The organism is Morganella morganii H1r (assembly GCF_000633515.1).
Taxonomy (GTDB): Bacteria; Pseudomonadota; Gammaproteobacteria; order Enterobacterales; family Enterobacteriaceae; genus Morganella; species Morganella morganii_B.
On sequence record NZ_AYMP01000069.1, the window covers coordinates 23,356 to 41,106 of the forward strand.

12 protein-coding genes and 1 pseudogene are annotated in these 17,751 nt (G+C 49.6%); 8 read left to right on the forward strand and 5 right to left on the reverse strand.

What is annotated here, in order from left to right; translation table 11 throughout:
* Positions 1 to 49: 49 nt before the first annotated feature.
* Positions 50 to 535: pseudogene (locus U868_RS0122060) on the forward strand (NEL-type E3 ubiquitin ligase domain-containing protein); the annotation flags it as partial.
* On the opposite strand, the gene U868_RS0122065 reads toward U868_RS0122060, so the two are convergent.
* A complete protein-coding gene (locus U868_RS0122065) occupies positions 485 to 1,123 on the reverse strand; it encodes a leucine-rich repeat domain-containing protein (protein ID WP_025155175.1) in 639 nt (212 codons plus the stop codon). The pseudogene U868_RS0122060 and the gene U868_RS0122065 sit on opposite strands and share 51 nt — an antisense overlap.
* Before the next feature lie 593 nt (positions 1,124 to 1,716).
* Between U868_RS0122065 and aphA the strand changes: the two genes are divergently transcribed.
* The 4 genes from aphA (at position 1,717) to U868_RS0122095 (ending at position 6,198) form a co-directional block, all read left to right on the forward strand.
* Positions 1,717 to 2,430 (forward strand): acid phosphatase AphA, encoded by a 714-nt coding sequence (aphA, locus tag U868_RS0122070; RefSeq protein ID WP_025155176.1) that lies wholly within the window; start codon positions 1,717 to 1,719, stop codon positions 2,428 to 2,430.
* 332 nt (positions 2,431 to 2,762) lie between these two features.
* Positions 2,763 to 4,496: a L,D-transpeptidase gene (gene ldtD / locus U868_RS0122080; RefSeq protein WP_025155177.1), complete on the forward strand. Its 1,734-nt coding sequence runs from the start codon at positions 2,763 to 2,765 to the stop codon at positions 4,494 to 4,496.
* Between the two features lie 467 nt (positions 4,497 to 4,963).
* Positions 4,964 to 5,512: a YcbK family protein gene (locus tag U868_RS0122090; RefSeq protein WP_025155178.1), complete on the forward strand. Its 549-nt coding sequence runs from the start codon at positions 4,964 to 4,966 to the stop codon at positions 5,510 to 5,512.
* Positions 5,513 to 5,550: 38 nt separating this feature from the next.
* On the forward strand, positions 5,551 to 6,198 hold the full coding sequence (locus U868_RS0122095) for an MBL fold metallo-hydrolase (RefSeq protein ID WP_025155179.1): 648 nt from the start codon (positions 5,551 to 5,553) through the stop codon (positions 6,196 to 6,198).
* 64 nt (positions 6,199 to 6,262) lie between these two features.
* Here the strand turns inward: U868_RS0122095 and U868_RS0122100 are convergent, their stop codons facing one another.
* From U868_RS0122100 to pncB, 4 genes are all read right to left on the reverse strand, one after another.
* Positions 6,263 to 7,453 (reverse strand): amino acid aminotransferase, encoded by a 1,191-nt coding sequence (locus U868_RS0122100; RefSeq protein WP_025155180.1) that lies wholly within the window; start codon positions 7,451 to 7,453, stop codon positions 6,263 to 6,265.
* Positions 7,454 to 7,814: 361 nt separating this feature from the next.
* Complete coding sequence (locus U868_RS0122105; RefSeq protein ID WP_025155181.1) at positions 7,815 to 8,957, reverse strand: porin; 1,143 nt, start codon at positions 8,955 to 8,957, stop codon at positions 7,815 to 7,817.
* Positions 8,958 to 9,249: 292 nt separating this feature from the next.
* Positions 9,250 to 10,650: an asparagine--tRNA ligase gene (gene asnS, locus U868_RS0122110; protein ID WP_025155182.1), complete on the reverse strand. Its 1,401-nt coding sequence runs from the start codon at positions 10,648 to 10,650 to the stop codon at positions 9,250 to 9,252.
* Between the two features lie 223 nt (positions 10,651 to 10,873).
* Positions 10,874 to 12,088, reverse strand: coding sequence for a nicotinate phosphoribosyltransferase (gene pncB / locus U868_RS0122115; protein WP_025155183.1), 1,215 nt, complete (start codon positions 12,086 to 12,088; stop codon positions 10,874 to 10,876).
* A gap of 274 nt (positions 12,089 to 12,362) precedes the next feature.
* Between pncB and pepN the strand changes: the two genes are divergently transcribed.
* The 3 genes from pepN to pyrD all read left to right on the forward strand — a co-directional run bounded on the left by pepN (position 12,363) and on the right by pyrD (position 17,614).
* A complete protein-coding gene (gene pepN / locus U868_RS0122120; RefSeq protein ID WP_025155184.1) occupies positions 12,363 to 14,981 on the forward strand; it encodes an aminopeptidase N in 2,619 nt (872 codons plus the stop codon).
* A 176-nt stretch (positions 14,982 to 15,157) separates the two neighbouring features.
* Positions 15,158 to 16,399: a TPM domain-containing protein gene (locus tag U868_RS0122125; protein ID WP_025155185.1), complete on the forward strand. Its 1,242-nt coding sequence runs from the start codon at positions 15,158 to 15,160 to the stop codon at positions 16,397 to 16,399.
* Between the two features lie 204 nt (positions 16,400 to 16,603).
* The gene (pyrD, locus tag U868_RS0122130; protein WP_025155186.1) at positions 16,604 to 17,614 is read left to right on the forward strand and encodes a quinone-dependent dihydroorotate dehydrogenase; all 1,011 of its coding nucleotides are present in this window, start codon (positions 16,604 to 16,606) and stop codon (positions 17,612 to 17,614) included.
* Positions 17,615 to 17,751 lie beyond the last annotated feature (137 nt).

Here is a 17,751-nt window from a genome sequence, read left to right on the forward strand (position 1 = left end):
TTATCCCCCAGATAGTTGCCCGGCATATTGTTCACCAGAGGGCGGACTGGATGCAGAAAAAGGAAAATATGATAACAATCTCTCTGAACTGGTATCCGCAGGGCGTGAAATGTTCCGGCTGGAGAAGCTGGAACTGATTGCCCGCAATAAGATCCGTACACTGCGTGAAGTTAATAAAATAGCTGAAGTTGATGAAATAGAAGTTTATCTGGGCTACCAGAATAAACTGAAGAAACCGCTTGAGCTGAGCAGTGTAACAGCAGAAATGCAGTACTTTGATGTTTCAGATATTACAGAGCCAGACCTGCGGGACGCCGAAATCCGGGTGAAAATTGACGAAAACCTCCGGTTCAGGGAGTGGATACTGCCGTGGGCACCGTTACACAGCGTGCTCAAGCGTACAAACCCGGAAGACTGGGAAACACTCTGTGAGAAGAAAACCTTGGATTATGAAAACACATTCCGGATGCTGTCTGACACGGAGCTACCGAATGAACTGGTTGGCGATGACGATGCTGAACGGGCTGTCGGAGTATGAGCGTTGAAGAGTGCGGAGCGGACATTCCTGAATGGACTCCGGTAAGGAGGTGAGTCCAAGGTAGCTCAGATTGAGTTCTGTCCCGTCATTATGCAGGCAGTCACGCATCATCTGTACCGCAGCAGCCCGGTCGGGAGCCTTTCCTGCCGGTGCGGTTTTTTCCCACGCAGACCAGGACGCTTCATAATCCTGTGTAGTCCGGGGTGCTGCTGTGGTGGTGAGATGGTGAGTTTCACCGCCCTCCTTATCAACGGTGACTGACAGCATCTCATCACCGTTTTCGTCCAGAATACAGGCGTGATTTTCCCCGTCCCGGCCGACCTGAACTCTTTCCTTAAATCCGCCATACGTGAGCGTTTTGAGTTGTTCAAATTTTCCGGTCACCGTCTCCCATTCTGTTCTGTCCGGCGGATGACAAATCTGCCGGATGAGTGCCTGCGCTTCAGGCTTGTTCGCTGAGCAGAAAAATGCCTTAATTTTTTCCCACAGACCCGCCTCCGGCGGGGTATCAGAACGGGCTATTGCGTTGTTCCGGCTGTTGCTGATTTCATCAGAAAAAAATCTGTTTCCGATTTGAAATGGCATAATAAATCTCTCCTTAAACTGATATGCCGGGATCGTCCGGCATATCAAAGCCCTGATGGGCGTTGGTATCGTAGCTGCCCGGCGCTTTATGTCACAATACGGCCATTGACTGATTAGGGCTCGCTGCTGATAATGAAGCAGCGAATTTTTTAATCAGGGTTCATTCATTATTTGCAACAAGCCCTTTTGTATCTTCAGTCATCGGCATATCCCGGCAATCCGGAACAATCCGCTCTGATGATCGATTAACAACATCAGTGCATCATCAGGATTAATAACAGGACGCTGACCATTAAAGTTTGCCGGATTACTTATTTTAAGACCCTCACTTATGATAATTTGATGGTGATTTTTGTTTAAACAGTCTGTTTCTCAGAAACGTGCTGTTGTGCGGATTAAAATTAATTCATAAGCGAAAAGCTGAGTAGTGCGGATATTGATAAACAATGTTCTGAATTCAGAACAATCAGGCGAAAGTCAGCCGGTATAACGCGGCGGGATTCCTCACAGTGTGATCTGAATAACGTTAATATGAAACCGGAATGGTTAGATTTTCACTCCGCGTGATCGACACAGAAAATTAAGGATATACAATGCGTAAACTGACCCTTGCCCTGAGTGCCCTGGCACTCGCGCTGAGCCTCAGCAGTGTGGCTGATGCCAACGTGTACATGCCGGAAAAAGTCAGTGACGGCGTGACCGCAGCTCAGCTGGCAGAACAGCATGCCATTCACTGGATTTCGGTTGAACAAATTGAAGAAAGCCTGAAAGGACAGCCGCCGATGGCAGTGGGCTTTGATATTGACGACACCGTCTTATTCTCAAGCCCGGGCTTTTACCGCGGTAAACTGGAATACTCCCCGGACGACTACAGTTATCTGAAAAACCCGGAGTTCTGGGAAAAAATGAATAATGAGTGGGATAAATTCAGTATGCCGAAAAAATCCGGTACGGAACTGGTTCAGATGCACCTGAAACGTGGTGATACCGTTTATTTCATTACCGGGCGCAGCAAAACCAAAACAGAAACGGTCACTCAATATGTACAGGAAGGGCTGCGTATTCCGGCGGATAAAATGAACCCGGTTATTTTTGCCGGTGATGAGGAAGGGCAGAATAATAAAGTCAGTTGGATGCGTGATCACAAACTGAAAATTTATTACGGTGATGCGGATGCTGATATTGCGGCTGCACGCGAACTGAATATCCGGGGTATCCGCGTATTACGCGCATCAAACTCCTCGTATCAGCCGCTGCCGAAAGCCGGTCAGTTCGGTGAGGAAGTGGTGATTAATTCCGAATATTAATGATAATCTGTCAGTCATATAAAAACTCCGCTGCATAGCGGAGTTTTTTGTCTGTATTACCGGCAGCGGGTTGTTTATCCGGATAAAACGCAGAGAATGAGATGTATTTCATAACAGGAAATACCGGTATTTGCGCAATTAATGCGGTGTATTCATCTTAAAAAGATGTATTTACGCCTTTTTTCTGCAATATTTTTGTTATCCTATTTTCAATTATTCTCTGGCAGGTAAAATCAGCAGGGAAGTCATTTAAACGAAGTATTTACTATACTGACCATAAGCATTAACAATTGGCCGGAACAGACATAATAAAAAAATAAGAGAGGGATGTTATGGTGACGGGAGTTAAAAAAGTTGTTCCCATTTCCGCCATGATAGGAACACTGTTACTGACGCCTGTTTCGTGGGCCTCAACAGCACCGGTAACGCATCTGACTGAAGCAGATGCCAAAGTGGAAAATCTGAAAGCATTTTCACAATCACCTGAAAATACAGAAACGCAGCCCGCAGAACCGGTGCCCGGTGTGACTGCACTGCCCCTGAACGATGTCGCTGACCGTATCCGCCGTGAAGTCCCGGCGGCAACCCCATTACTGTATACCGATACACTGACAAACATTTATGCGGAACATCAGCTGAAACCGCTGTGGACCGATGAAAAAGCACGCCTGTCTCTGGAAAATCAGCTGGCGGAAGCCGCACTTGCCGGATTCCAGCCGCAGTTTTCGGCCTGGCTGAATGCCCTGGCACAAGCGGATCTGTCCCCGCTGGCACGGGATATGATTTTAACGGATGCGGCGCTGGGTTATCTCTATTACCTCGACAACGTGAGCAGCAAAGGCGATAAATGGCTGTACGGTGCCCGTCCGTTCACGTTTGCGGCGGTCAGTGCCCCGTCACTGGCGCGGCTGAATACAGCGGTACATAACGGCACACTGGCGGCATTTACAGACGCACTGTTACCGGCGAATAAGATGTATCAGCCGATGCGCAAAGCGATGCTGACAGAACTGGCGGACACCGCGCCGTGGCCGGAAATGGTGATTAACCGCACATTACGTCCGGGGGAAAGTCATGAATCCGTCGGGGCACTGCGTGAGATCCTGCACCGCTTTAATCTGATCTCTGCCAATGACATGATGAGCGCCGGTGCTGCTTACGATAAAACGCTGGTGGCGGCGGTTAAACAGTTTCAGTTACAGCATGGCCTGGAAGCCGATGGTATCATCGGCAAACAGACCCGCGAGTGGCTGAATAAGACACCACAGATGCGGGCTGCCATTATGGCGGTGAATATTCAGCGCCTGCGTATTACGCCGGACAATGAGCCGACCGCTATTCTGGTTAATATTCCGGATTTTTCCCTGTATTTCTATGTGGATAATAATCTGATCCTGGAATCCAGAACCATTGTCGGCCGCGCTGAGCGTAAAACACCGATTATGTCCAGCGCCCTGAATAATGTGGTGATTAACCCGCCGTGGACGGTTCCGCCGACCATGAGCCGTCAGGATGTTGTGCCGCGCGGCAGGGCTGATCCAAGTTACTTCAGCAGTCGTGGTTACACCATCTATAACGGCTGGAGTAACAACGCCTCTGTGGTTGATCCGTACAGCATTGACTGGAGCGTTATCACGCCGTCAAACTTCCCGTACCGGATAACCCAGGCACCGGGCCCGTCCAACTCGCTGGGACGTTATAAATTCAATATGCCGAACTCAGAGGCGATTTATCTGCACGATACCCCGAACCACAGCCTGTTTAATAAAAACATGCGGGCTATCAGTTCCGGCTGTGTGCGGGTGAACAAAGCCAAAGATCTCGCGGCAATACTCCTTGGTGATGCGGGCTGGAACGAAAGCCGTGTGGATGGAGCACTGAAAGCGGGCAGTACCCGTTATGTCTCTATCCCGAACCGTATTCCGGTTTATCTCTATTATCAGACTGCCTGGGTAAATGCGGAGAATATCCCGCAATATCGCGCGGATATTTACCGTTACGATGACAGCAGCCTGAAAGGTATTGATAAATTAACGGATATCACGCCTTTCCTGATAAAAAGCTGATCGCAAGAAGCCGTTTATTTATTAAGAATAAACGGCTTTTTTCTGTTGAAATATAATTAACCGGAAAACGATGTCCGTATAAAAATAATGGACGGCACAATATTATATCCGGTCATTCCGTTAATTAACTAAAAGTGATTAATTTTGCCGTATTGCCGTACCCGGCAAAGGCTCAGCGGATGCGGCATCGGACCGGCTGTACACCGGATGTTCACGAAAATGTCGGCGGAGTTTACTTTCTGCGTAAAAATGTGTTTTTTTATTTGACTCCGGGGGATTGAATCGGTAAAAAATAGACGGTCAGTTTTGTTTATTGCTGTTTTCTTCATATTGACGTTAATATTGAAATAACCTGACAAAAATTTACAGAAATAGACAAAACCGATCCGCTGCGGGTCTGAACGGTGAACACTATTATCGCTGTCCGGCCATGTAATATTTAATCAGATAAAGAGTGATTACCGTCAATGGATATAATTGATAATAACCGCCGTAAATGGCTGGGTTTTGGTGCGGCGGCGCTGGGGTTGGCTTTATTACCGAATCACGCATTTGCGTCCCTGACCACACCCCGGCCGAAAATTTTGCGGTTTGAAAACCTCAATACCGGTGAATTTTTAAAAGCAGAATTTTTTGACGGTAAACGTTACAACCGCTCTGAACTGGCCCGCCTGAACAAGCTGTTCCGCGACCACCGCAGTAATAAAGTCAAAACTATTGACCCGCACCTGTTTGACCAGATGTATCTGTTACAGGTGATGATGAACATCAATAAACCTATTCAGCTGGTGTCCGGTTACCGTTCTCTGGTTACCAATAATGAACTGCGCAGAACCACTTCCGGTGTGGCAAAGAAAAGTTATCACACCCGCGGCCAGGCAATGGATTTCCGTATTCCGGGCATCCAGTTAAGTCAGGTGCGCAAAGCCGCTCTGAAAATGCGGGCGGGCGGTGTGGGCTATTATCCGTCCAGTAATTTCGTTCATATGGATACAGGACCGGTCAGAACGTGGTAATCTGTTGTTATTACCCGCTTTAACCGGAGTTTTGTGTCATGCAATATCATATTATTCCTGTCACCGGCTTTATGCAGAACTGCACCCTGATCTGGTGTGATGAAACAAAAGCCGCTGCCATTGTCGATCCCGGCGGTGAAGCACCGCGTCTTATCCGTGAAATTGAACAACGCGGCCTGAAACTGGAAAAAATTCTTCTGACTCATGGTCACTTTGACCATGTCGGCGCAACCGCTGACGTGGCAGAACACTTTAATGTGCCGATCATCGGCCCGCAAAAGGAAGATGCATTCTGGATTGACGGACTGACTCAGCAGAGCCGGATGTTTGGTGTGGAGCCGTGCCGTGCATTTACCCCGGATCAGTGGCTGGAAGAGGGCGACAAGGTCACCGTCGGCAATCTTGAGCTGGATGTGCTGCATTGCCCCGGCCATACACCGGGTCATGTTATTTTTGTGGATAAGCAGGACAAACTGATTTCAATGGGTGATGTGCTGTTCAGAGGGGGCGTCGGCCGCAGTGACTTCCCGCGCGGTAATCATCAGGATCTGATCTGTTCAATTAAAGAAAAAGTGCTGCCGCTGGGGGATGAGTACCGTTTTATCCCGGGTCATGGCCCGATGTCCACACTCGGGGAAGAGCGCCGCACCAATCCGTTCTTACAGGACGAGCAGCCGGTCTGGTAAGCAATATTATTGCAGAAATAAAAATGCCTGACACCGTCAGGCATTTTTTATGGTCAAAACGAAATTACAGCACTGCGACGATGGCTTCGCACAGCGGAACCATATTTTCCAGGGTCAGGCCGGCAACGTTAATACGGCCGGAGCTGACAGCATATACCGCATATTCATCACGCAGACGCGCAACCTGTTCTTTGGTCAGGCCACTGAAAGAGAACATACCGTTCTGGCGGATAATAAAGCTGAAGTCCTGCTTCGCGCCTTTTTCCTGCAGGGTGTTCACAAAGAGCTGACGCATACGCTTGATACGCTCACGCATGGTGGTCAGTTCCTGAATCCATTCTTCTTTCAGTTCCGGATCAGACAATACTGTCGTTACCACAGCACCACCGTGTGACGGCGGGTTAGAGTAGTTAGTACGGATCACGATCTTGATCTGGCTGAACGCGCGATCGGCAGTGTCCGGATCGGCGGCAACCAGGGTGCAGGCACCGACACGTTCGTTGTACATGCCGAAGTTTTTAGAATAAGAACTGGCGACCAGCATCTCAGGATGGGATTTTGCGAAAATACGCAGCCCCTGAGCATCTTCATTCAGACCGGCGGCAAAGCCCTGATAAGCGAAGTCGAAGACCGGCAGCAGACCTTTTTCTTTTACCAGAACAGATAACTGTGCCCATTGTTCAGTTGTCGGGTCAATACCGGTCGGGTTATGGCAGCAGCCGTGCAGCAGGATCACATCACCGGCTTGTGCCGCTTCCAGGCTTGCCAGCATGCCATTGAAATCCAGGGCATGATTTTCGGCATCATAGTAATTGTATGTGCAGATTTCCAGACCGGCACCGGCAAAGATACCGTTATGGTTAGGCCAGGTCGGGTTGCTGATCCAGACACGTTTTGCGCTGGTTTGTTTAGCAATAAAATCAGCCGCGATACGCAGCGCACCGGTGCCGCCCGGTGCCTGTGCGGTACGGGCACGTTTGGCGGTGATGATATCGCTGTTATCACCGAACAGCAGTGCCTGAGTCACTGTCCCGAACTCAGGGATCCCGGTAATCGGCAGGTAGTTTTTCGTGGTTTCATTATCCAGCAGATACTTTTCCGCTTTTTTAACGCAGCTCAGTACCGGTGTTTTACCGGTTTCATCCTTGTAAACACCAATACCTAAATTGATCTTATTTTCACGGGGGTCCTGACGGAAGCTGTCAGCCAGACCTAAGATCGGGTCGGCAGGCGCGGCAGTAATATTCTCAAACATAGTTGTTGATCCCAATAGTATCTGATAATGCGGATAAGAGGACAGTCACAAGGCTATCAGGTTAACTCCCTGTAAATCATTTGCCAACTGTTTACAGAAAAAAGACGAAGATCTTGTGAAGTGGATGACGTCCTGTTGAGGTTTGTATGAAAATGCATCACAAAACGGGTTATATATCCAACGTCATTCAAGTTACAGGAAGGCGGCAAAGGAAGACAGATGGGGAGCATACATTAGTATGTGACCCAGCTGGCTGAGTGCAGCCAACGAACCTGTAGTTTGAATGAATAAGGATATACAGATAACAAAAAACCCACGGCATACCGTGGGTTTTGTATTCATATTCAGCGTAAAAGCTAAATCAGAACTGGTAGGTCAGACCTAAACCAACAACGTCACCGGTGTTGATTTGAGCACCACGGGTGAAGTCATTGTTGTCCAGCAGGTTGATTTTGTAATCAACGACTGCAGACATGTTTTTGTTGAAGTAGTAGTAAGCACCCAGGTCGATGTATTTAACCAGGTCTTCGCTGCCTTTAGTACCGTTGTTCAGGTCTTTACCTTTAGACTGCAGGTAAGCGATGGATGGACGCAGACCGAAGTCGAACTGATACTGTGCCACTAATTCGATGTTCTGAGTTTTGTTAGCGATCAGGCTATCTTCACCGTATTTGGTCATGTTACGGGTTTCACCGTACATAGCAGCCAGGTACAGGTTGTTAGCGTCGTATTTAGCACCAACGTTCCATGCTTCAGCACGTTTGCCTTCAGCAGTAGAGTTGTACTGCTGGCCTAAAGTACGGGCAGAGTTAGAGTAACCAGCACCCAGAGTCACACCCCAGCCCAGATCGTAGGCAGAAGATAAACCGAAACCGTCGCCGTTTGCTTTAGCATCAGCGGTATAATCAACTTCACCAGTTACTGGATCTTTGATTGCTTCGCCGCGGTTTGCGATAGAGTTATCGTCGTTAGCACCCTGATACTGCAGAGCGAAGCTCAGGCCATCAACATAACCGAAGAAATCGCTGTTACGGTAAGTCAGCAGGTTAGCGTTACGACCGGTCATGTAAACGTCGGTCTGAGCCATGGTGTCGCCACCGAACAGTGGCAGAACGTCGGTCCATGCTGCAGTGTCATATACCACACCGTAGTTACGGCCGTAGTCGATTGAACCGAATTCAGCGAATTTGAAACCAGCGTAAGCTAAACGTACTTTGTTTTTGTTGTCGCCTTCAACGCCGTTGGTTTTGATTTCGTTTTCGAAACGACCGAAACCGGTCAGCTGGTCAGTGATCTGAGTTTCACCTTTGATGCCGAAACGAACGCGTGAATCGTCGCCATCTTCTTTAGCGCCGTTGTCATCAGACTTAGCGAACATGTGACGAACGTCAACTTTACCGTACAGGTCTACTTTGTTGCCGTCTTTGTTGTAGATTTCAGCTGCGTTTGCTGCACCAGCAACTAACAGAGCCGGGATAACCACTGCAAGAATATTGCGTTTCATTATTATTACCCTCATTGGTGTTATTCGGACACCTGCCACTGCCAGAAATAGTTCTGAAAAAATTTGGAACTATTTATGAGAGTTTAGTGTCGTCTGTGTCGGCGACCAGTGTTCCATTGGTAAAATATTTTATCTACCCTGAAAGTGCTACAAAAACGAAGAATCTGTAACAAATAGCAAAAAAGTATTTCAAAATGTAAATAATTGGGAACTTTTTGAACAGTAAGATCACCAGACATAAAAAAAGCCGGCCTGAAGGCCGGCTTTTTACATTCAATATTTTTGATGGAAATCAGAATGTGGCGCTGCGCGGGGTGCGCGGGAACGGGATGGTTTCACGGATATTTGAGACACCCGTCACATATGAGACCAAACGTTCAAAACCCAGACCGAAACCGGCATGCGGTACAGTGCCGTAGCGGCGCAGATCACGGTACCACCAGTAATCTTCTTTATTCATACCCAGTTCATCAAAGCGGGCATCGAGTTTGTCCAGACGCTCTTCACGCTGGGAACCCCCGATAATTTCACCGATCCCCGGTGCCAGCACGTCCATCGCTGCCACGGTTTTGCCATCTTCGTTTTCACGCATATAGAAGGCTTTGATGGCTTTCGGGTAGTTTTTAACGACAACCGGGGCTTTGAAGTGTTCTTCCGCCAGGTAACGCTCGTGCTCAGAGGACATATCCACGCCCCAGTACACCTCGTTTTCAAAGGTTTTGCCGCAGTTTTCCAGGATTTTGATCGCATCGGTGTAATCAACCTGCGCGAAATCGGAAGTGACAAAACGCTCCAGGCGTTCGATGGCTTCTTTATTAATACGCTCAGCAAAGAATTCGAGATCGTCACGGCGCTCTTCCAGAACCGCTTTGAAAACATATTTCAGCATGGCTTCAGCCAGACCGGCGACATCATCCAGGTTGGCAAACGCCACTTCCGGCTCGACCATCCAGAATTCCGCCAGGTGGCGGCTGGTGTTGGAGTTTTCAGCACGGAATGTCGGCCCGAAGGTGTAGATTTTGCTCAGCGCAGAGGCATAAGCTTCACCGTTCAGCTGACCGGAGACGGTCAGGAATGCTTCCCGGCCGAAAAAGTCTTCGCTGAAATCCACTTCGCCTTTGTCGTTACGCGGCAGGTTGTGGAAATCCAGCGTGGAGACGCGGAACATTTCACCGGCACCTTCGGTATCAGAGGTGGTGATCAGCGGGGTGGATACCCAGAAGAAACCCTGCTCATCAAAGAAACGGTGTAATGCCTGGGATAAGGTATGACGGACACGGGCAACCGCGCCAATCAGGTTAGTGCGCGGACGCAGGTGTGCCACTTCACGCAGATACTCAACAGAATGACGTTTTGCCGCCATCGGGTAGGTATCGGGATCATCAACCATACCGACCACACGAACCTGTGAGGCATGGATTTCAAAGCTTTGTCCCTGGCCCGGGGATGCAACCACTTTCCCGGTGACTTCGACAGAACAGCCCGCCGTTAAATGAAGCACTTCATCATTATAATTAGGTAAATTACTTTCGATGACGGCCTGTACCGGATTAAAGCAGGAACCGTCGTAGACGGCGAGGAATGAGATCCCGGCTTTTGAATCTCTCCTTGTACGGACCCAACCCTGTACTGTGACTTCGCTGTCAACAGGTACACGGCCTTGCAGTACATCGACCACAGGCGCTATGCTCATAGTGGAAACTCTCTCTTCTTATATAGGTCTGTTACACGCGTTACCCGCCATCCTCTGAGATGTGAGTAACAGAATAGTCATCAGTTGCCGTCAAACGGGCAATCTCACTATGTTACTTGCTCACTCTCAGGAAACAAGCAGAAATTGGGGATTAACCGCCCGAAAAACAGAAAAAATAACCGTCTTTTTCTGTTCTCCGGGGGATGGCGTATAAAAGGCAGGATCAGCAGGCGCGCTGAACGTGGGGAATATCAAATGCGCGGCGCAGTTTATCGACAAATTCATCATCTTCACAGATGGTTTTGCCGGGGCTGTCAGAGAGCTTGGCAACCGGTTTGCCGTTGCATTCCACCAGCTTGATAACAATATTGAGCGGCTCAACATCCGGGATATTGCAGGTCAGGCGGGTGCCGATACCAAATACCAGGTTTATCCGGTCACAGAAATGGGCATAAAGCGCGAGGGCTTTGCGGAAATCCAGATTGTCTGAAAAAACCAGCGTTTTGCTCATCGGGTCGATACCCAGCTTTTCATAGTGAGCAATCGCTTTTTCGCCCCATTCCACCGGATCCCCGGAATCGTGGCGCAGACCCTGGTAGGCGCGGGCAAACGGGGCATCGAAATCGCGCAGGAAAGCATCCATGGTGATGCAGTCTGTTAAGGCGACACCGAGCTGATCCGGATATTCATCGAGCCAGGTCTGGAGAGCGGCGCGCTGGCTGTTGGCCAGTTCCGCGCTGATTTGCTGATGTGCCTGGAACCATTCGTGTGCCTGGGTGCCGACCGGCTCCAGATCGAGTTCTTTCGCCAGCAGGTAATTGCTGGTGCCGACCAGATACGGGAAATGTTGTTTCAGTTCCGTGACAATCGCCTTCTGAACATCAAAAGAGAAACGGCGGCGGGTGCCGAAATCCATCAGTTTAAAACGGCTGAGGTCGATCCCTGCCTGCTCTGCATCCTGATAAAAACGGGCTACCAGCTCACGCAGACGGATAACGGCATCTTCCGGCGTGACCTGCGGTGATTCATGGAGGTGAACGAGTTCACTGATCAGCGCCAGCAGCGGTACTTCCCACAGGATAACGTCCACCCACGGGCCGCTGATACGGATAGACAGCTGACCGTTGCTGTCACAGCGGATATTCACCTGTGACGGGTCAAACCGGAACTGACGGAACCAGGCGAGATAGTCCGCCGAAAAGAACGGCAGGCGGGCCAGATAGTTGTACTCGTCATCACTGACTGACAGCTCTGACATCATTGCCACCCTGTGGCGCAGTTCATCTGCGTACTGCCCCAGCCGTTTGCTGCTCCGGCAGCGGAATTCCGCGACCACCGGAATTGAGCGGTAATGATGGAACACTGCCTGCTGCATATGCAGCTTATACGCATCGGTATCCAGCAGTGATGTGATAATCGGGGTTGCTTCTGAATTCATGGCGCTTTCAGCATCCTCACGGAGCAATCAACCTAAACAGGTTATAGCTTACTATTGTCTGCGTATAGTAACACGTTATTTTCCCTGTGCGTGATGTTCAGCGTGCAATCACATTATTTGTTAACATTTTATTCATATCTGATGCGGTACCGCACCGTCAGGAAATCAGGGCGTATCACAAACTGCTAAAATTTCGTTTACCACGGCGCCTGAATTATGAGAGCCTAATAACAGCGTAATTGTAATCATTTAATAAAACAGTGAAGAGAAAACCATGACACAACAGCGGCAGGCGAAGTATCGTCAGGACTATCAGGCTCCTGATTATACCATTACCCATATTGATCTTGATTTTGCGCTCGACCCGCAGACGACAGTGGTGACTGCCGTCAGTCAGGTGAAGCGCCTGAATGACAGCGCCTCTGAACTGGTACTTGCCGGTGAGGGGCTGACGCTGAAGCAGCTGACCATTGATGGCAAAGTCTGGTCAGATTACCGCGAAGAATCCGGTTCACTGCGCATTCAGAATGTGCCTGAACAATTCACCCTGCAAATTATTAATGAAATCAGCCCGGCGGAAAATACTGCACTTGAAGGGCTGTATGTGTCCGGTGATGCACTCTGCACACAGTGTGAGGCGGAAGGCTTCCGTCATATCACGTATTACCTTGATCGCCCGGATGTGCTGGCGCGTTACACCACCCGGATCACGGCGGACAAAGCCCGTTATCCGTATCTGTTATCCAACGGTAACCGGATTGATGCCGGGGAATCCGGGGATAAACACTGGGTGAAATGGGAAGATCCGTTCCCGAAACCAAGTTACCTGTTTGCTCTGGTGGCCGGTGATTTTGATGTGCTGCGCGATACTTTCACCACCCGCAGCGGCCGTAATGTGGCGCTGGAGCTGTTTGTCGACAAAGGCAACCTCGACCGTGCCGGCTGGGCGATGACCTCTCTGAAAAATGCCATGAAATGGGATGAGGAGCGCTTTGGTTTCGAGTATGACCTCGACATCTATATGATTGTGGCGGTTGATTTCTTCAATATGGGCGCAATGGAGAACAAAGGACTGAATGTCTTTAACTCAAAATATGTGCTGGCGAAGAATGAAACCGCGACGGATAAAGATTATCTCGGGATTGAATCTGTTATCGGTCATGAATATTTCCATAACTGGACCGGTAACCGTATCACCTGCCGTGACTGGTTCCAGCTCAGCCTGAAAGAAGGGCTGACCGTTTTTCGTGACCAGGAATTCAGCTCCGACCTCGGCTCCCGCCCGGTCAACCGTATCAATAATGTCCGCGTGATGCGTGCCGCTCAGTTTGCCGAGGACGCCGGTCCGATGGCACACCCGATCCGTCCGGATAAAGTCATTGAAATGAATAACTTCTATACACTGACCGTGTATGAGAAGGGCTCTGAAGTGATCCGCATGATCCACACGCTGCTCGGCGAAGAGCAGTTCCAGGCGGGGATGCAGCTTTATGTTCACCGCCATGACGGCAGCGCCGCGACCTGTGATGATTTTGTGCAGGCGATGGAAGATGCGTCAAATGTCGATCTCACCCTGTTCCGCCGCTGGTACAGCCAGTCCGGCACGCCGCTGGTGACCGTACGTGACAGCTATGATGCGGATAAAAAACAGTATCAGCTGCATGTGACCCAGATGACCCCGCCGACACCGGATCAGCAGGACAAACAGCCGCTGCATATCCCGTTTGATATCGAACTGTACGGCAGTAACGGCGACGTGCTTCCGCTGCGCCATGAAGGGGAACCGGTTCATCCGGTACTGAATATTACCCGTGATGAACAGACCTTCGTCTTTGATGATGTCAGTGAAAAGCCGGTACCGTCACTGTTCCGTGAGTTCTCCGCGCCGGTAAAAGTGGATTATCCGTATACCGATGCACAGCTGGCATTCCTGATGCAGCACGCCCGTAATGAATTTGCCCGCTGGGATGCCGCGCAGTCTCTGCTGGCATTACATATAAAGGAAAACATCCGCCGCTATCAGGCCGGTGAAGATTTACAGTTACCGGAAGGGGTAACCGACGCTTTCCGTGCGGTGCTGCTTGATGAGCAGATCGATCCGGCGCTGGCGGCTCAGATTCTGACCCTGCCGTCAGAAACCGAGGTTGCGGAATGGTTCCCGGTGGTGGATCCGGATGCGATCAATGCGGTCATGACCTTTATTGCCGGTACATTTGCCCGTGAACTGGCAGATGAGTTGTATGCGGTGTATGTCAGCATGAAAACCGGGGCATACCAAATCGATCATGCGGATATTGCAAAACGCGATCTGCGCAATGTCTGTCTGGGCTATCTGGCGCTGGATGAGGATAGAGCACAGGCAGATAAGCGTGTGTCGCAGCAGTATGCGCAGGCCGACAATATGACCGATTCCCTGGCGGCGCTGACGGCGGCGGTGAAAGCCGCACTGCCGTGCCGTGATAAACTGCTGACGGATTACGACAACAAATGGCATCAGGATGGTCTGGTGATGGACAAGTGGTTTATGCTTCAGGCCACACGTCCGGATGCGGATGTGCTGGATAATGTGAAATCACTGCTCACTCACCGTTCCTTCACCATGGCAAACCCGAACCGGGTACGCTCGCTGGTCGGTGCGTTTGTGATGAATAACCCGAAAGCGTTTCATGATAAGTCCGGTAAAGGCTATGAATTCCTGGCAGAGATCCTCTGTGACCTGAACAGCCGTAACCCGCAGGTGGCCTCACGTCTGATCGAGCCGCTGATCCGCCTGAAACGCTATGATGACAGCCGTCAGAGCAAAATGCGTGATGCGCTGCTGCGTCTGAAAGGGCTGGACAATCTCTCCGGTGATCTGTTTGAGAAAATCACCAAGGCACTGGATGAGAACTGATCGGTGAGAGTTCTCCGGATGATTGCATCCGCATTGTTACAGACAAAACACCTCCCCGGAGGTGTTTTTTTTTTTTTGCACTGCAATACATTGTCACAGTAACAGAACGTTATTTTTAACCGGATACGGTAAACTCAGGCCAATGACGAGCTGTATATAAAAGAAAGGATTTCGTGATGAGAAATGAAATAAACCGGTGCAGTCGCTGGTTACAGGGGATATTTTCCCTGTTTTTACTGCTTTTTGCTGTGACGGCATTTGCTCAGACGGAGACATTTCCCCGTATGCAGGGGGCGGTGACTGATACCGCCGGATTACTGACCGATGCTGAGCGCAGCAGTATTGAGCAGAAACTGAATACATTGCGGGCCCGGACCGGCGCACAGATTGCGGTACTGACCGTGAAAACGACCGGAACACGTGATATTGAAAGTTATGCGGAAAAAGTCTTTAACAAATGGCGGCTGGGGCGTATCAGTATCGATGATGGTATTTTGCTGCTGGTGGCGGTGGATGACCGTGCGATGCGGATTGAAGTCGGATACGGGCTGGAAGGGGCGGTCAGTGATGTAACGGCAAAACGTATTCTCAATGATTATTTTATTCCGCATTTTCAAATAAGGGATTATGCCGGGGGTATTGATGATACCGTCGATGCGCTGATTGCCGCAGTCCGTAATGAACCGCTGCCGCCTGTCAACATGCCGGCATTCTTTATCATCAAACAGGCAGAGCCTGTGGGCTGGATCGATATTCTCCTCGGTGCGGTTCTGGCGATGAGTGCCTGGATGTGGGCCGCATTTCTGTATAGCATGGTGAAACGGTTTAAACTGAAAGCCGCGATCCCGGTTGCCATCATTATTTATCTGATCTGGTACGCCGACAGCTTCAATAACCCTGACGGAAACGGCTTCCGTTTCGGGGAACATTTTCTCTACGAGGAATTACCGCGCTGGAGCCAGTTCCTGTTTCTGCAGATTCTGCCGTCCTGGATGGTGATTATACTGATATTCACCATGTTTTTTGCGTTCTTTTTCTTATTTCTGCTCTGCCTCGGCGGACTGTACTGGATACTGACGAAAATTGTCCGGCCTCAGAAAGTGCGGGTTTCAATCTGTGTCGGCTTTTTATTCGGCGGATTTGCGTTTATCTTCGGATTGCTGGTTTCCGGGGGGAGCCCGGCCTTTGGTGTGTTGACCGGAGCGGGATTCGGGCTGTTTATCGGTATCGGACATTATCTCGGTTTTGTCACTGTCGGCAGCGGTGGTGGTGGCTCAGGGAAAGGCGGGAAAGGCGGAAGAGGCGGCAGAGGCGGAAGAGGCGGCGGCGGTTACAGCGGCGGCAGCCGGAGCAGCAGCCGATCCTCATCCGGCGGTGGTGGCCGCAGCGGGGGCGGCGGAGCATCCGGCCGCTGGTAATCTGACAGTATATGGCGCACAAAAAGTGTGCGTCATATACTGCGTAAAAAAGCCGTGCAGAACGGATGCATTTCACCTATTATAGCCGCCTGAGATAGGCTCCCGCTGTTTCAGCTATGATTCACGACCTATTTTGTTACAGAGAAATTGCCCGGTACGGCGTGTTGTGCCGAAAACACATATCTATAGCAAAAGGTATTTAAGATGTATTATCCGCTAGTCAGGAAGGCTCTGTTCCGCCTTGATCCGGAACGTGCCCACGAATTCACCTTTCACCAGCTTAAACGTCTTTCCCGCTCTCCTTTCCGTTTTCTTATTCAGCAGCATGTCGCTACCAAACCCGTTCAGTGCATGGGGCTCTCTTTTAAAAACCCGCTCGGATTAGCCGCCGGTCTTGATAAAGACGGTGAATGTATTGAAGCGTTTGACGCCATGGGTTTTGGTTTTGTTGAGGTCGGTACGGTCACACCGAAACCACAGCCGGGAAATGATAAGCCGCGTCTGTTCCGTATTGTCGAAGCAGAAGGGCTGATTAACCGGATGGGATTTAATAATCTCGGGGTGGATAACCTGGTTGAAAATATTAAACAGGCTCGTTTCGGTGGTATTCTGGGAATTAATATCGGAAAAAATAAAGATACGCCGGTTGAGCAGGGGAAAGATGACTATCTGATTTGTATGGATAAAGTGTATACCCATGCCGGATATATCGCTGTTAATATTTCCTCACCGAATACCCCGGGATTACGGACACTGCAATACGGCGATATGCTGGATGACCTGCTGTCAGCAATAAAAATAAAGCAGCAGGAACTGCATCAGAAACACGGAAAATATGTCCCTGTCGCGGTGAAAATTGCCCCGGATTTAACAGCGGAAGAATTAATTCAGGTCGCTGACAGTCTGATTCGCCATAATATTGATGGTGTGATTGCCACCAATACCACATTAGACCGCTCATTAGTGCAGGGATTAAATCACTGCAATGAAACCGGCGGATTAAGTGGCCGTCCGGTGCAGAGTAAGAGCACAGAAATTATCCGTTTATTATCGAAAGAGCTGAACGGAAAATTACCGATCATCGGTGTCGGCGGAATAGATTCCCTCATTGCCGCCCGGGAAAAAATGGAAGCAGGTGCATCATTGATCCAAATTTATTCAGGATTTATCTACCACGGACCAAAATTAATAAAAAATATTGTAAATAGCCTGTAATTTTCACTATTATTCCTGTCAGGGGGTTTATTTTTCCCCCTGTTTCTTCTATATTTTCAGATGTTGCCTGAAAAATTGTTACTGACAGGCAATGCACGTTAAAGTAAACAATCACTTTTAATTATTTTATTTAATGT

What these genes read in the sequence shown, in the direction of transcription:
- U868_RS0122065 (WP_025155175.1), bottom strand. Translation starts at nt 1,123, where the DNA reads ATGCCATTTCAAATCGGAAACAGATTTTTTTCTGATGAAATCAGCAAC.
- aphA (WP_025155176.1), top strand. Translation starts at nt 1,717, where the DNA reads ATGCGTAAACTGACCCTTGCCCTGAGTGCCCTGGCACTCGCGCTGAGC.
- ldtD (WP_025155177.1), top strand. Translation starts at nt 2,763, where the DNA reads ATGGTGACGGGAGTTAAAAAAGTTGTTCCCATTTCCGCCATGATAGGA.
- U868_RS0122090 (WP_025155178.1), top strand. Translation starts at nt 4,964, where the DNA reads ATGGATATAATTGATAATAACCGCCGTAAATGGCTGGGTTTTGGTGCG.
- U868_RS0122095 (WP_025155179.1), top strand. Translation starts at nt 5,551, where the DNA reads ATGCAATATCATATTATTCCTGTCACCGGCTTTATGCAGAACTGCACC.
- U868_RS0122100 (WP_025155180.1), bottom strand. Translation starts at nt 7,453, where the DNA reads ATGTTTGAGAATATTACTGCCGCGCCTGCCGACCCGATCTTAGGTCTG.
- U868_RS0122105 (WP_025155181.1), bottom strand. Translation starts at nt 8,957, where the DNA reads ATGAAACGCAATATTCTTGCAGTGGTTATCCCGGCTCTGTTAGTTGCT.
- asnS (WP_025155182.1), bottom strand. Translation starts at nt 10,650, where the DNA reads ATGAGCATAGCGCCTGTGGTCGATGTACTGCAAGGCCGTGTACCTGTT.
- pncB (WP_025155183.1), bottom strand. Translation starts at nt 12,088, where the DNA reads ATGAATTCAGAAGCAACCCCGATTATCACATCACTGCTGGATACCGAT.
- pepN (WP_025155184.1), top strand. Translation starts at nt 12,363, where the DNA reads ATGACACAACAGCGGCAGGCGAAGTATCGTCAGGACTATCAGGCTCCT.
- U868_RS0122125 (WP_025155185.1), top strand. Translation starts at nt 15,158, where the DNA reads ATGAGAAATGAAATAAACCGGTGCAGTCGCTGGTTACAGGGGATATTT.
- pyrD (WP_025155186.1), top strand. Translation starts at nt 16,604, where the DNA reads ATGTATTATCCGCTAGTCAGGAAGGCTCTGTTCCGCCTTGATCCGGAA.